This window comes from Microbispora sp. GKU 823, from assembly GCF_002027145.1.
Classification (GTDB): domain Bacteria; phylum Actinomycetota; class Actinomycetes; order Streptosporangiales; family Streptosporangiaceae; genus Microbispora; species Microbispora siamensis.
In genome coordinates this window covers 22667-36647 of the sequence record NZ_MWJN01000088.1, presented here as the reverse complement: position 1 = coordinate 36647, position 13981 = coordinate 22667, and the positions used below count along the sequence as shown (strand labels likewise).

Annotated in this window: 9 protein-coding genes and 4 pseudogenes; 4 read left to right on the top strand and 9 right to left on the bottom strand. The window is 72.7% G+C overall.

The window, feature by feature from the left end; all coding sequences use genetic code 11:
- Positions 1 to 132: 132 nt before the first annotated feature.
- A complete protein-coding gene (locus tag B1L11_RS33520) occupies positions 133 to 966 on the top strand; it encodes a hypothetical protein (RefSeq protein ID WP_079319357.1) in 834 nt (277 codons plus the stop codon).
- Positions 967 to 1009: 43 nt separating this feature from the next.
- On the opposite strand, the pseudogene B1L11_RS55430 reads toward B1L11_RS33520, so the two are convergent.
- A pseudogene (locus tag B1L11_RS55430) lies at positions 1010 to 1960 on the bottom strand (NADP-dependent oxidoreductase).
- Between the two features lie 120 nt (positions 1961 to 2080).
- On the opposite strand from B1L11_RS55430, the gene B1L11_RS33510 reads away from it, so the two are divergent.
- The gene (locus B1L11_RS33510; protein WP_079319356.1) at positions 2081 to 2647 is read left to right on the top strand and encodes a TetR/AcrR family transcriptional regulator; all 567 of its coding nucleotides are present in this window, start codon (positions 2081 to 2083) and stop codon (positions 2645 to 2647) included.
- A gap of 13 nt (positions 2648 to 2660) precedes the next feature.
- Here B1L11_RS33510 and B1L11_RS33505 read toward each other — a convergent pair whose 3' ends face one another.
- On the bottom strand, positions 2661 to 3929 hold the full coding sequence (locus tag B1L11_RS33505) for a class I SAM-dependent RNA methyltransferase (protein WP_079319355.1): 1269 nt from the start codon (positions 3927 to 3929) through the stop codon (positions 2661 to 2663).
- Entirely contained in the window at positions 3926 to 5968 is a 2043-nt protein-coding gene (locus tag B1L11_RS33500) for an APC family permease (protein ID WP_079319354.1), read from the bottom strand. Before B1L11_RS33500 ends, B1L11_RS33505 begins: the two co-directional genes overlap by 4 nt.
- Positions 5969 to 6074: 106 nt before the next feature.
- Between B1L11_RS33500 and B1L11_RS33495 the strand changes: the two genes are divergently transcribed.
- A complete protein-coding gene (locus tag B1L11_RS33495) occupies positions 6075 to 6743 on the top strand; it encodes a TrkA family potassium uptake protein (RefSeq protein ID WP_079319353.1) in 669 nt (222 codons plus the stop codon).
- Positions 6743 to 7411: a TrkA family potassium uptake protein gene (locus B1L11_RS33490; RefSeq protein WP_079319352.1), complete on the top strand. Its 669-nt coding sequence runs from the start codon at positions 6743 to 6745 to the stop codon at positions 7409 to 7411. The genes B1L11_RS33495 and B1L11_RS33490 overlap by 1 nt, the downstream gene beginning before the upstream one ends.
- Before the next feature lie 61 nt (positions 7412 to 7472).
- On the opposite strand, the gene B1L11_RS33485 is transcribed toward B1L11_RS33490, so the two are convergent.
- The 6 genes and pseudogenes from B1L11_RS33485 to valS form a co-directional block, all read right to left on the bottom strand.
- Positions 7473 to 8153, bottom strand: a complete 681-nt coding sequence (locus tag B1L11_RS33485; RefSeq protein WP_079319351.1) for a DUF3159 domain-containing protein — start codon at positions 8151 to 8153, stop codon at positions 7473 to 7475.
- Between the two features lie 16 nt (positions 8154 to 8169).
- Positions 8170 to 8562 (bottom strand): OB-fold nucleic acid binding domain-containing protein, encoded by a 393-nt coding sequence (locus tag B1L11_RS33480; RefSeq protein ID WP_030505482.1) that lies wholly within the window; start codon positions 8560 to 8562, stop codon positions 8170 to 8172.
- Between the two features lie 151 nt (positions 8563 to 8713).
- Complete coding sequence (locus B1L11_RS33475) at positions 8714 to 9418, bottom strand: DUF3710 domain-containing protein (RefSeq protein WP_256863110.1); 705 nt, start codon at positions 9416 to 9418, stop codon at positions 8714 to 8716.
- A gap of 48 nt (positions 9419 to 9466) precedes the next feature.
- Positions 9467 to 9903, bottom strand: a pseudogene (gene dut / locus B1L11_RS33470) (dUTP diphosphatase).
- Between the two features lie 366 nt (positions 9904 to 10269).
- Positions 10270 to 11106 (bottom strand): annotated as a pseudogene (locus B1L11_RS33465) (AI-2E family transporter); the annotation flags it as partial.
- A 319-nt stretch (positions 11107 to 11425) separates the two neighbouring features.
- Positions 11426 to 13950 (bottom strand): annotated as a pseudogene (gene valS / locus B1L11_RS33460) (valine--tRNA ligase).
- Positions 13951 to 13981: the final 31 nt, after the last annotated feature.

Genomic DNA, 13981 nt, shown 5'->3' with positions numbered 1-13981 from the left:
GCCGCGCGACCCCGCCCGCCGCCGCTCCCCCCGCCGGAGAGCCCGTGGCCCGTTACCGGGGCTTCCTCGACGCCGCAGGGGAGCCTCGTCCGGAACTGCTGCGGGCGGGGGTGCGCTCGTTCGCGATCGGCCATGTCGTGGCAGGCCCCGGCCGGCTGCAGTCCCCCGCTGGGCCGGGGCGGCCCACGGGGCGGGGATCCGGTCGCCGCGCGGATCGGACGGCTGCGGGCCGACGGCGGCGAGGTGTGGCCGGCGTTCGGCGGGCCGTACGGGCAGGAGCTGTCGGTCACCTGCGAGAACCCGGCCCGGCTGCTCGCGGCCTACCGCCACGTCGTGACGGCGCTCGACCCGCCCGGCGTCGACATCGAGCCCACGGAGCCTGCGGCCCCGTCCGCGGAGACGGGCCCGGCCGCAGCGACCGGCACGGCCGGGGAGACGGTCGCCCGCCGCCGCGCCGCCGTACTCGCCCGCCTGCAGCGCGAGGCGCGGACCCGGGAAGGACCGACCGGCGGGGCGGGCTCGCTCCGGGTGACGTTCACGCTTCCCGCCACCCAGGACGGCCTGAGGTTCGCCGACCGGGAGGCGCTGCGGATCACCCGCGAGGCGGGCGTGGAGATCGAGTCGGTCGGCCTGCTCGTGCCGATGGGGTCCGGCCCCACCGCGCTCCACGGCCTGGCCGTGGCCGCCCGGGCGGCGCGCCCGCAGATCGCGGCGGCGCTGGGCGTCACGCCGGACGCGACGTGGCGGCGCATGGGCCTGGCGCCCGTCCTCGCCGGCTCCCGCGACCTGGGGCCGGGCGAGGCGGCGCGGCTGGCGGCGTTCCGGGCCCGCAACGGCCTGGCCTGGCTGTCCGTGCGGGGCGCCCGTCCCTCGGAGCAGGTCCTGCGGATCCTCGCGGGGTCGGCCTCAGCGGCCCCACCCGTCACGAGATCACATCCCACGCCGGACGGCTACCCCACCCCCTGACCGGCGCCCCGTCGCTTCCCGGCCGCCGCCCAGCGGCGACACCTCAGCCGCACCCGCCGTGAGCGGGCGGAGCCGCGAGGACGACCTTGCCCTGCCGTGGCCCTCGCGCGGCGGCCGCGTGCGCCTCGGCCGCCCGGGCCATGGGGAACACCGCCCGCACGGGAACGCGGAAGCGCCCTTCCTCCGACAGCGCGGCCGCGAGGGCGAGACCGTGCCGCCCGTCCGGCTCGCCGCCGAGCTCACCGAGGGAGATGCCGACCCCGAGTTCGGGGCCGGTGAAGTCCGCGATGGTGAGGACCGACGCCGGCGTGCCGGTGATCGCGATCAGTTCGCGAAGCGAGCCGGCCCGGCGATGTCCAGCGCGAGGTCGATGCCTCCGGCCACGAGAGCGCGGACGCGCTCGGCCAGCCCGGGCCCGTGCGAGACCGGGACCGCGCCGAGCCGGGCGATGAACGCGTGGTTCTCGGGGCGGCCCGTGCCGATCACCCGCGCGCCGCGGGCCGCCGCCAGTTGGACGGCGACGCTGCCGACGCCGCCGGAGGCGCCGTCGACCAGGAGCGTCGTTCCCACGCGTACGCCGAGCCTGTCGAGCGCCCGGGTGGCGGTCTCGACGCTCGTGCCTGCGGCGCCGGCCTCCTCCCACGACATCGAGGGCGGCTTGGCGGCCCAGAACGCCAGCACGGCGAACTCGGCGGCGGCGCCGCCCAGCCGCGAGACGTCGACGGTGCCGAAGACCTCGTCCCCGGCGGCGAACCCGGTGACGTCCGCGCCGACCTCGTCGATCACCCCGGCGGCGTCGACGCCGGGGATGTGCGGCAGGGGGAGCCGTCCGCTCGACGGCGAGGTGCCGGAGCGCAGCGCGAGGTCGACCGGGGCGACCCCGGCGGCCCTGACTCTGACGCGCACCTCGCCGGGACCCGCGTGAGGTTCGGGGAACCCCCCCGACCATGAGGACCTCGGGGGGACCGAACCGGTCGAACTGTACTGCAAACATTTTCGCATCCGGGAACATATTCACCTATCCGGCTGTTTCCGACTGGCCGTCGACCACGCTAGGCGGACACAACGGAGCGGCCGGCTCGGATCGCGGGAAGTGAGAGGAGCGCGGACGACATTGACTCGGAAACCCCGGACGGACGCGGAGCACAACAGGCGGCACATCGTCGCGGTCGCCCGTGCCGCGTTCGCCGCGGACGGGCTGGACCTGCCCGTGCACGAGATCGCCCGGCGTGCCGGCCTGGGCGTCGCGACCGTCTACCGGCACTTCCCGTCGCGACAGGACCTCGTCGGCGCCGTGCTCGCCGAGCAGGTGACCGTGTGCCGCGCGCAGATGCGTGCCGCCCTGGACGACCCCGACCCCTGGCGCGCGCTGCACGGAACCGTCCACAGGTTCGCCGAACACCAGGTGCGGCACCGCGGGCTGAACACGGCGCTGCTCGGTTCCCACCCGGCCGGCGCCGCGTTCGCCGGACAGCGCCGCGCGCAGGCCCGAGGGCTCGAGCGGCTCGTCGAGCGCGCCCGGAGCGCGGGCGGTGTCCGTCCCGAGCTGACGGTCGAGGACGTGAGGATCGGCCTGAGGGCCATCGCCTCCTTCCGCGCCGGTTCGCCCGAGAGCGCGGCCGTGGCGGTCCGGAGGCTGGCGGACCTCCTGGTGGCGGGGATGTCCCGCCCCCACCCGTGAGGTGGCTCCGGGCTCAGTCCCTGACGAGGAGCGCCACGCACTCCACGTGGTGGGTCATCGGATACTGGTCGAAGGCCCGCAGGTCCTCCAGCCGGTAGCCGTGCTCGCCGAACCAGGCGACGTCCCTGGCCAGCGTGGCCGGGTCGCACGAGACGTACACCACGCGCGAGGCCTCCAGGCCTGCGACGCGCTCGACCACCGGGCGGCCGAGACCCGCGCGGGGCGGGTCGGCCACCACCAGGTCGGCCCGTTCGATCCGCAGCCGGTCGAGCGCCTCCTCGACCCTGCCCCGCTCGATCCGCGCCTGCGGCAGGTCACGCAGGTTGAACCGGGCGTCCTGCGCCGCCTGCGGCTCGGACTCGATGCCGAGCACGGCGCCCTCGGGGCCGACGGCTTCGGCGAGCCCGGCGGCGAACAGGCCGGCGCCGCAGTAGAGGTCGAGCGCCCACTCCCCCGGCTCCGGCCGGCCGAAGTCGAGCACCGCGCCGAGCAGCGTGGCCGCCGCGCCCGGGTGGACCTGCCAGAAACCGCTCGCGGTGACCCGGAAGTCCCGCTCGCCCACCCGCTCGGTCAGGGAGGCCCGGCCGCGCAGCGCGCGCGTGCCCCGCCTGCCCTCGTCGAGCAGGACCGCGGCGTCCACGTCCGGGATGGCCGCCCGGCGGCGCGGGACGGGTTCGACGATCACGGCGCGGTCGCCGCCGGAGGCCGCCACCACCTCGACCGAGGCGGCCCCCGGCCACGCGAGGCGTTCCGCGCCGACCTCCTCGACGCCGGGGTGCGCGATGAGGCACTCGGTGACGTGCTCGATCTCGTGCGACCGGTGCTTGCGCAGCCCCGCCGTGCCGTCCCGCTCCACGGCGAACCGCACGCGGGTGCGCCACCCGAGGCCGTCCTCCGTCCCCGGCACCTCCTCGACCACGACCTTGCGGTCGAGGCCCGCCAGGCGCCGGAACTGCTCGGCGACCACGTCGGCCTTGAGCCGGCGCTGCGCCTCCAGCGTCGCGTGCTGCCAGTCGCAGCCCCCGCAGCGGCCGGGGCCGGCGAACGGGCAGGGCGGCGTGACCCGGTCGGGTGAGGGCTCCAGGATCTCGACCGCGTCGGCCCGCAGGAACCGCGCGGTCTCCTCGGTGACCTCGGCGACGACCCGCTCGCCGGGCAGGGCGTGCCGGACGAAGACCACCCGGCCCTCGTGCCTGGCGACGCACCAGCCGCCGTTGGCGACGGCGTCAACCGTCAGTTCAAGCCGTGCGCCGCCCATGTCGGCCTCTTTCGTGTCGGTCATGCCTTGACCTGCGTGTCCTTCGATGGGGGCTGGTAGGAGCGGCGGGAGGCGCCGGGAGCGGCCGGCTCCCTGCGGCCCTTGAGACGGTCGGAGGAGGCGAGCTGGAACGGCACGCTCGTGACCATGACCCCGGGCTTGAACAGCAGCCGGCCCTTGAGCCGCAGCGCGCTCTGGTTGTGCAGGAGGTGCTCCCACCAGCGGCCGACCACGTACTCGGGGATGTAGACCGTCACCACGTCGCGCGGCGAGCGCCGCCGCAACGACTTCACGTAGTCGAGCACCGGGCCGGTGATCTCCCGGTACGGCGAGTCGAGGATCTTCAGCGGCACCTCGATGCCGCGCCGGTCCCACTCCTCCCTGAGCCTGTTCGCCTCGTCGGCGTCCACGCTGACGGTCACGGCCTCCAGGCTCGACGGGCGGGTGGCCCTGGCGTACGCGAGCGCGCGGAGCGTGGGCTTGTGGATCTTCGAGACGAGCACGATCGCGTGGTTGCGGGCGGGCAGCAGCGACTCGTCGACCTCGTGCCCCTCCGGCGCGGCGAGCTCCTCGGCGACCCGGTCGTAGTGCCGCCTGATGCCCTTCATCATGAGGAAGAGCACCGGCATCGCGATGCAGACGATGTACGCGCCGTGGGTGAACTTGGTCGCCAGGACGACGACGAGCACGAGCCCGGTCATGACCGCGCCGAAGCCGTTGATCACCCGCGCGCGCATCATGCGGAAGCGCGCCCTCGCGTCGGTCTCGGTCCTCAGGTGACGGGTCCAGTGCCGGACCATGCCGATCTGGCTGAGGGTGAACGAGACGAACACGCCGACGATGTAGAGGTTGAGCAGCTTGCTCACGTCCGCGTTGAACGCCCAGATCAGCAGGCAGGCACCGGCCGCGAGGATGACGATGCCGTTGCTGAACGCGAGGCGGTCGCCCCGGGTGTGGAGCTGACGCGGCAGGTAGCGGTCCTGGGCGAGGATCGAGCCGAGCACGGGGAAACCGTTGAACGCGGTGTTGGCGGCCAGGAACAGGATGAGGGCGGTCACCGCGGCGATCACGACGAACAGGAACGAGCCGTGGCCGAAGACGGCCGAGGCGACCTGCGCGATGATCGGCTGCTGGTAGTAGCCGGGCCCGGCCGGGTGCCCGTCGATGATGACGTTGCTGGCCACGATCGCCGGGTCGGTCAGCTTCACCCCGGACTTGAGGCCGAGGAAGATGATCCCGCTGAACATCGTGACCGCGATGAGGCCCATCATCAGCAGCGTGGTCGCGGCGTTCTTGCTCTTGGGCTTGCGGAAGGCCGGCACGCCGTTGCTGATCGCCTCGACGCCGGTGAGCGCCGCGCAGCCGGAGGAGAAGGCGCGCAGCACCAGGAACGCCATCGCGAACCCGGCGAGATTGGCCTGCTCCCCGATGATCCGGTAGTCGGCGGTCGGGGCGCGCAGGTCGTCGCCGAGCACGATCAGCCGGAACAGGCCCCACGCGACCATGCCGATGACCGCGATCATGAAGGCGTAGGTGGGAACGGCGAACGCGACACCCGATTCCCGGATGCCACGCAGGTTCATGATCGTCAAGAGTACGACGATGGCTATCGCCACCAGTGGACGGTGTTCGGCGACGAAGGGAATCGTCGCGCCCACGTAGTCGGCGCCGTTGGCGACCGACACCGCCACGGTCAGCACGTAGTCGACCAGCAGGGCGCTCGCGACGGTCAGTCCCGCGGTCGGTCCCAGGTTCGTCGTGGCCACCTCGTAGTCGCCGCCGCCGCTGGGATAGGCGTGCACGTTCTGCCGATATGAGGCGACCACCGTGAGCATGACGAGGACGACCCCCGCCGCGACCCACGGGCTGACGCTGTAGAGGGCGACCCCGCCGATAGACAGGATGACCAGGATCTCCTGCGGCGCGTACGCCACCGAGGACAGCGCGTCACTGGCGAAGACCGGCAGTGCCACGCGCTTGGGCAGCAGCTGGTGGTGGAGCTGGGTGCTCCGCAGAGCCCGCCCCACGAGGAGCCGCTTGACAAGATCTGGCACCTTCGACACGTCTGTTGAGCCTAGTCCCCCGGGGCCGTGCCCGGGTCATGCGGTGTCCGGCACTGGCGACATACTGTCTGCATTAGGAGACCGCCACAACCCACGGCGGGGGAGCATGCATATTGTGATCATGGGATGCGGACGGGTCGGCTCGACCCTGGCGCACATCCTTGAGGACAACGGGCACTCGGTCGCCGTGATCGACCGTGATCCGCAGGCCTTCCGGCGGCTGCGGGCCGGCTTCCGGGGCCGCAGGGTCACCGGCATCGGCTTCGACCGCGACGTGCTCGAAGAGGCCGGCATCGCCTCGGCCGCCGCCTTCGTCGCCGTGAGCAGCGGAGACAACTCCAACATCATCTCCGCCAGGGTCGCGCGGGAGATGTTCGGCGTGGACAACGTGGTCGCCCGCATTTACGACCCCCGCCGGGCCGAGGTCTACCAGCGGCTCGGCATCCCCACCGTGGCGACGGTCCGCTGGACCGCCGACCAGATCCTGCGCCGGGTGCTGCCCGAGGGCGCCGAACCCCTCTGGCGGGACCCGACCGGTACGGTCGTCCTCGCCGAGGTGGCCTTCCACCAGGGCTGGATCGGCACCCGGGCCAGGGTGATCGAGGACGTCACGGGCGCGCGCGTGGCCTTCGTCAACCGCATGGGCGAGGCGCTCGTGCCGAAGGACGCGACCGTCCTCCAGGAGGGCGACCTCCTCCACCTGGTCGCCGCCGAGAACGACATGGACCGCATAAACAAGGTGCTGTCCGCCCCGCCGTCCGACGAGGAGCACTGATGCGCGTCACCATCGCCGGCGCCGGAGCCGTCGGCCGCTCCATCGCGGCGGAGCTTCTGGAGAACGGCCACGAGGTCCTGCTCATCGACATCGACCCCCGCGCGATAAAGATCGACAGCGTGCCGCGCGCCGAGTGGCTGCTGGCCGACGCCTGCGAGATCTCCTCGCTTGACGAGGCCGGGCTGAACAGCTGCCAGGTCGTGATCGCCGCCTCCGGCGACGACAAGGTCAACCTCGTGGTCTCGCTGCTCGCCAAGACCGAGTACGGCGTGCCGCGGGTGGTCGCCCGGGTCAACCACCCCAAGAACGAGTGGCTGTTCAACGAGTCGTGGGGCGTGGACGTCGCCGTCTCCACCCCGCGCCTGCTGTCGGCCCTGGTCGAGGAGGCGGTCAGCGTCGGCGACCTGGTGCGGCTGATGACCTTCCGGCAGGGCCAGGCCAACCTGGTGGAGCTCACGCTGGCGGAGGACGCCCCGGTGGTCGGCCAGCGGGCGGGCTCGGTGCCGTGGCCGGTGGACGCCGCCCTCGTGGCGATCCTGCGCGAGGGCCGGGTGCTGGTCCCCTCGGCCGACGACCCGCTGGAGGCCGGCGACGAGCTGCTGTTCGTGGCCAGCCAGGAGGTCGAGCACGAGCTCACCGAACTGCTGTCGGCCCACGAACGTCCCTGACCCGCACACGACTCAGGCCCCGGGCACGCGGCTCGGGGCCTGAGTCGTTCTCACGTGATCGTCAGACGGACGGCTGCGCGGGCGGCTGGAGACCGGGCTCGATCGGGGTGCGGCCCCGGGCGAGCACCCACACCATCGCGGCCAGCCCCGCGACCTGCAGCGGCCAGCCCAGGGCGATCTTGGCCACGCCGAGGGCGGTCACCTGGTCCGCCCAGTAGAGCGGCAGCTGGACCACCACCCGCAGCAGGCAGGGCAGCATGAGCAGCCACGTGAGCCGCGAGCACAGCCGGACCAGCGCGGAGTCGTTGTGCCAGGCCGTCGGGTCGCCGGTCACCGAGCCGATCAGGAAGCCCACGATCGGCCAGCGGACCACGATCGACAGCAGCATGCCGGCGGCGTAGGCCGCGTTGTAGAGGATCCCCGGCAGGAACACGTCCTTGGCGTCGCCGGTGCGGGCCGCGAAGAACGCGCCGATCCCGATTCCGACGAGGCTGTTGAGCACGAACTGCGGCGTCGTGCGCTGCGCGAGCCGCACCAGCAGGAGCACCACCGCAGAGGCGATGCCGACGATCAGCGAGGTCTTCAGCTCGTTGGTGCCCATCCACGTGCCGGTGAAGGCGAGTGTGGGCACCGCGGCCTCGACGATCCCGCGCCTGCCGCCCAGCGCCTTGCTCATCTGGGCGCGAACCGCCGCCTCGACGGTGGCGTGTGCCCCGGGGGCCGTCATGTCCGCTGTGCTCATACGGTCTCCTGAGAGATCAAGGGCCACCGGCCGGGCGTAGCTCGTAGCGCGGGTTGAACATCACCTTGCGGCCGTCCTGGACGCTGACCAGCCCTTCGGCCCGCACCACCCGGCCCGGCTCGATGCCGGCGATCTTCCGGCGGCCGAGCCAGACCAGGTCGATCACGTCCGACCCGTCGTACAGCTCCGCCTCGAGGGCGGGGGCGCCGCCGCGCGGGCGGAGGGTCACGGTGCGCAGCGTGCCCGCCACGCACGTACGCTGACGCTCACCGCACCGGGCGATGGGAGTGGCCCCCTGCTGCTCCAGGTCCTCCTGGAGCTCGGCGGCCTCCAGCTCGGCCTGGCTGGTGGTCAGCCTTCGGAAGAAGCCCCGCAGTCCGCCGCGTCTGGCAGGCTCCGGCGTGCCCATCGGTCACTCACCCAGCTTCCTCGCTCGCGATCCCCTTCGTGGGGATTCGTCGTCCTGGCTCCAGCCTAGGCCGGTCGTTTCCCACCGCAGCATACGTGAGCCGCCCACGGGCCAGAAGGACGGTCAGGGCAGGGCTTGCCTCCCGATTCGGTCAACCGGCGCGCACCGGACGAGCGTCAGCGGATCTCGCTGATCTCCGGACCGCGTTCGAAGGGCCGGAGCTCCTCCCGCCGGGGTCCCTGCTGCTCCTCCACGGCCTGCCGGGCCTCGGCGGCAGCCGGAGCTGAATCGCCTCCCTGGGCGGCATCGGCTCGTCGCCGCGCACGACGACGATGCCGCGCACGACGTCCTCCAGGATCCGCGCCGCCTCCGGGTCGACCGCCGCCCTGCCGCTGATCACGGCGCGGAGGAACCAGCGCGGCCCGTCGACGCCGAGGTAGCGCACCGGCTGCCGCGCCTGCGTCTGGCCCTGCACGGGCACCTCTGCCGCGATCTCGGGGCCGAACGGCCCGTCGCGGTCCTCGGCCGAGCCTCCGGCGGCCACCACCTCACGGGCGAGCTCGGTCCGCACCTCGTCCCAGATCCCGCTGCGCTTGGGCGCGGCGAAGGCGTTCACCTGCAGGGCGCTCTCCTCGACCAGGACGATCACACCGTCGACCTGGTCGCCCGCCATGCTGAGCTGGATCTCGAATCCGGGACCGACGGGCAGGCGCAGGCCTCCCAGGTCCACCCGCTCGGCCTCCGGATAGTCGTCATCGGCGTCCCAGGGGCCCGCCGTCCGCGCCGGGGCGGGGCTCTCCTCCCGCACGACGGCTGGTGCGGTCTCCTCCTCCGCGCGTCGCCGGCGTCGCAACACTTCTCTCACTCTCCTCGCATCGTGGCCCGTTTCCCGGGCCCCGCGGTGTCAGCTCCCCGTCGAGCCGAACCCGTTCGTGCCCCGTACGGAGCCTGGCAACCGGTCGACCTCGTAGAACGCCGCCCGTTCCACCCGCTGGACGACGAGCTGGGCGATCCGGTCGCCGCGCCGGAACCGCACCGCGTCCTTGGCGTCCGTGTTGATCATCGTCACCTTGATCTCGCCCCGGTAGCCGGCGTCGATCGTTCCCGGCGCGTTGACCAGCGTGACACCGTGCCGGGCCGCCAGGCCGAACGCGGATGGACGAAGGCGGCGTACCCGTCCGGCAGCGCGACGGCGACACCGGTCCGCACGACCGCCCGCTCGCCGGGCAGCAACTCCACGTCCTCCGCCGCGTACAGGTCGGCCCCGGCGTCGCCCGGATGGGCGTACGACGGGAGCGGAAGGTCCGGGTCGAGCCGGTGGATCAGGATCTCGACGCTCATCGGGCGGCCTCGACGTGTTCCCTGATTCGGTCGCTCATGAGGCAAGACCCTACCCGTTGCGCTGGGGGGACACCGCCTCTCCCGCTCCGGAGGACGGGCGCGCCGTCTCCGGCTCCTGCCCGCCCTGTCCGCTCTGCTCACTCTGCTCGCTGTGCGCTGAGGCGGCGGGCTGGGACGCGTGAGAGGGCGCGGGCTCCGCGGCGCCGGGTTCCGGGTGCGCGGGCACGTCCCCGGCTCCGGCCTCCTCGGCGCCGGGCGGGCCGCCTTCGGCCGGGGGCTCGATGGCCGGCCGCCGCGGCGCAGCTCGGGCAGCGCGCGGTAGATGACCGCCGTGAGCGGCACTGCCACCACGGCGCCCGCGATGCCGCCGAGCACGCCGCCCACCGCGAGGACGAGGATGATCGCCAGCGGGTGGAACTCCAGGGCCCGGCCCACGATGAGCGGCTGGAGCACGTGGTTTTCCAGCTGCTGCTCGACCACGAGGATGCCCACGAAGATCAGCGCCAGGAACCAGCCCCGGGAGCCGAAGGTCACCAGCGTCGCGATGGTGCCGGCGAACAGGATGCCGACGATCGGGATGAAGCTGGCCACGAAGACCAGCACCGCGAGGGGCGCCCACAGCGGCACCTGCATCCCCGCGAGCACCACTCCGATCACGAGCCCGTGGATGGCGGCGACGGCCACCGTGCCGTGCACGTAGTGGGAGATCGTCGCCCAGGCGGCGCGGCCCGCGTTGTCGACGCGCGTCGCGGCGCCGCCGAAGGCGCGCAGGAACCAGGCCCAGATCCGGTCGCCGTCCTTCAGGAGGAAGAAGGTCACGAAGAGGATCAGGACGATGGAGGTGAGTACCTCGACGACCGCGGTGGCGCCGCTCAGCAGTGTGCTGGTGATCTGGCTGCGGTATTGGGTCACCTGGCTGCTGAGCTGGTCCACGAAGTCGGCGATCTGCGCCTCCTTCAGATGGAGGGGGCCGTGCAGCAGCCAGTCCTGGACGTTGCGCACGGTCACCTGGATCTGCAGGACCAGCCGGGGGAACTCCTCGTTCGCCCGCACGCCGATAAGGAAGCCGATGCCGACGATCAGCGCGAGGCCGAGCAGCATCGTGATCCACGTCGCGTAGATCGGCCGGAGCCCGGCGGAGCGCAGCCGCCGGGTCAGCGGGTGGAGCAGGGCCGCGAGCAGCAGCGCGACCACCACCGGCATGACGACGAAGCTGATCCTTTGGATGATCAGCCACAGGACGTAGATCATCCCGCCGAGCAGCAACAGCCGCCAGCTCCACGCGGCCATCGTGGCCAGCGTCGGCGGAACCCTTTCCGTGGTACTGCGGTTAGACGGGATCACGGATCCAGCCTGGCATGTCGGCGGGCGGGACGCGCAGTCGTTTTACCCGGGTGTGGTGGTCGTCTCGCCGCAGGTCCTCCTCCATGGAGCGTCGCCGCGCCGAAATGCCCTGGAACGTCCCAAGCCGTCACCGGCCACCGTCGTCACCACTCGGGCGCGGCGGTGGCCGGCAATGGCCTCACGCGGTCAGTTCCGCGACCGCGTCGAGCGGGCCGTCACCGGGTTCGAGGACGAACTCCTCGACGTTGCCGGCCGCGCACAGGTCGTCCTGGGCCGGCCGGACGAGGTCCGCCCGGTCCCCCGACACGGTCAGCCGGGCGACCTCGGCGCGCATCGACAGCCGCGCCTCGGACTTGGCCCGCCGCACCCGGCGGAGCACCTCCGCCACGGCGTCCAGCACCGCGGGGTCGCCGCGCCGCGCCTCGGGCAGCTCGTCGGGGGACGGCCAGGCGGCACGGTGCACCGAGCCCTCCCGCCACCACGACCAGACCTCCTCGGCCACGAACGGCAGGAACGGCGCGAACAGCCGCAGCAGCACGTCGAGCGCCCGCCGCAGCGCGGCGACGGCCGAGGCGTCCCCGTCGTACGCGCGGGCCTTGACCAGCTCCACGTAGTCGTCGCAGAACGACCAGAAGAAGCGTTCGGTCCGTTCCAGCACCCGGGTGTAGTCGTACGCCTCGAACGCCTCGGTGGCCTCGGCGACGACCGCCCCCAGCGCGGCCAGCATGGACAGGTCGACCGGTTCTGTGACCTCGCCGCCGCCCTCGGACCGGAAGCCGAGCACGAACTTCGACGCGTTGAGGATCTTGATGGCCAGCCGGCGGCCGATCTTGATCTGCCCGGTGTCGAACGCCGTGTCGGTGCCGGGACGCCCGCTCGCCGCCCAGTAGCGGACCGCGTCGGAGCCGTACTCCTCCAGCAGGCCCATGGGCGTGACCACGTTGCCCTTGGACTTCGACATCTTCTTGCGGTCGGGGTCGAGGATCCACCCGGAGATCGCCGCGTGCCGCCAGGGCAGCCCGCCGTGCTCCAGGTGTGCCCGCACGACCGTGGAGAACAGCCAGGTACGGATGATCTCGTGGGCCTGGGGCCGCAGGTCCATCGGGAACACCCGGCGGAACAGGTCGTCGTCGCGCTCCCACCCGGCGGCGATCTGCGGGCTCAGCGAGGAGGTCGCCCAGGTGTCCATGACGTCGGGGTCGGCGGTGAAGCCGAGCGGCTTGCCCCGCTGGTCCTCGGAGAAGCCGGGCGGCACGTCGCTGGACGGGTCGACCGGCAGCGCCGACTCCGGCGGGACGATCGGCGCCTCGTAGATCGGCTCGCCGTCGGCGTCGAGCGGATACCAGACCGGGATCGGCACGCCGAAGAACCGCTGGCGGGAGATCAGCCAGTCGCCCGCCAGGCCCTCCACCCAGTTGTCGTACCTGACCCGCATGTGCGGCGGGTGCCACTCCAGCTCCCGGCCGCGCTCCAGCAGCTCGGCGCGCAGTGCGGCGTCCCTGCCGCCGTTGCGGATGTACCACTGCCGGGTGGTGACGATCTCGAGGGGCCGGTCGCCCTTCTCGTAGAACTTGACCGGCCGCTGGATCTTGCGCGCTCGCCGTCCAGGTGGCCGGACTCGCGCAGCATCTCCACGATGCGCTCGCGCGCGCTGTGCACCGTCTTCCCGGCCAGCTCGGCGTACGGCTCGGCGGGCACGCCGTGGGGCGGCTCGGGGAGCAGGCGGCCGTCCCAGCCGATCACCGGCCGGGTGGGCAGGTCGAGCTCGCGCCACCAGGTGACGTCGGTGACGTCGCCGAAGGTGCAGATCATCGCGATGCCGGAGCCCTTGTCGGGCTCGGCGAGGTGGTGGGCCACGACCGGCACCTCGACCCCGAAGACCGGGGTGCGGACGGTGGTGCCGAACAACGGCTGATAACGCTCGTCGTCGGGGTGGGCGACCAGCGCCACGCAGGCCGGGATCAGCTCGGGCCGGGTCGTCTCGATCCACACCATGCCGTCGTCCGGCGCACGCTCGAAGCCGATGCGGTGGAAGGCGCCGGGCCACTCCCGGTCCTCCAGCTCGGCCTGGGCCACGGCCGTGCGGAACGTCACGTCCCACAGGGTCGGGGCCTCGGCGACGTACGCCTCGCCGCGCGCGAGGTTGCGCAGGAACGCGCGCTGGGATGCCGCCCGGGCATTGGCGTCGATGGTCGCGTAGGTCATCGACCAGTCCACCGACAGGCCGAGGCGCCGCCACAGCTCCTCGAACGCCTTCTCGTCCTCGGCGGTCAGCCGTTCGCACAGCTCGATGAAGTTGCGGCGCGAGATCGGCACCTGCCGCTTGGCGTCCGGCTTCTCCGGCGGCGTGAAGGCCGGGTCGTACGGCATGGAGGGGTCGCAGCGCACGCCGAAGTGGTTCTGCACGCGGCGCTCGGTGGGCAGGCCGTTATCGTCCCACCCCATCGGGTAGAAGACCTCGCGCCCCCGCATCCGCTGGTAGCGGGCGATCGTGTCCGTGTGCGTGTAGGAGAAGACGTGCCCCACGTGAAGGGACCCGGACACGGTGGGCGGCGGGGTGTCGATGGAGTAGACCTCGTCCCTGCCCCGGGACCGGTCGAACCGATAGGTGCCCTCGGCCTCCCAGCGCGCTACCCATACCGCCTCCAAGCCGTCGAGTGTGGGTTTCTCGGGCATGGCTGCGGGGAGTCGCTGTTCGGTCATGCCACCACATGGTATGGCGTGGACCGTCACC

Excerpts from the sequence above, each read along its gene's own strand:
- B1L11_RS33520 (WP_079319357.1), top strand. The coding sequence starts at position 133 with ATGTCGTGGCAGGCCCCGGCCGGCTGCAGTCCCCCGCTGGGCCGGGGC.
- B1L11_RS33505 (WP_079319355.1), bottom strand. The coding sequence starts at position 3,929 with ATGACCGACACGAAAGAGGCCGACATGGGCGGCGCACGGCTTGAACTG.
- B1L11_RS33495 (WP_079319353.1), top strand. The coding sequence starts at position 6,075 with ATGCATATTGTGATCATGGGATGCGGACGGGTCGGCTCGACCCTGGCG.
- B1L11_RS33490 (WP_079319352.1), top strand. The coding sequence starts at position 6,743 with ATGCGCGTCACCATCGCCGGCGCCGGAGCCGTCGGCCGCTCCATCGCG.
- B1L11_RS33485 (WP_079319351.1), bottom strand. The coding sequence starts at position 8,153 with ATGAGCACAGCGGACATGACGGCCCCCGGGGCACACGCCACCGTCGAG.
- B1L11_RS33480 (WP_030505482.1), bottom strand. The coding sequence starts at position 8,562 with ATGGGCACGCCGGAGCCTGCCAGACGCGGCGGACTGCGGGGCTTCTTC.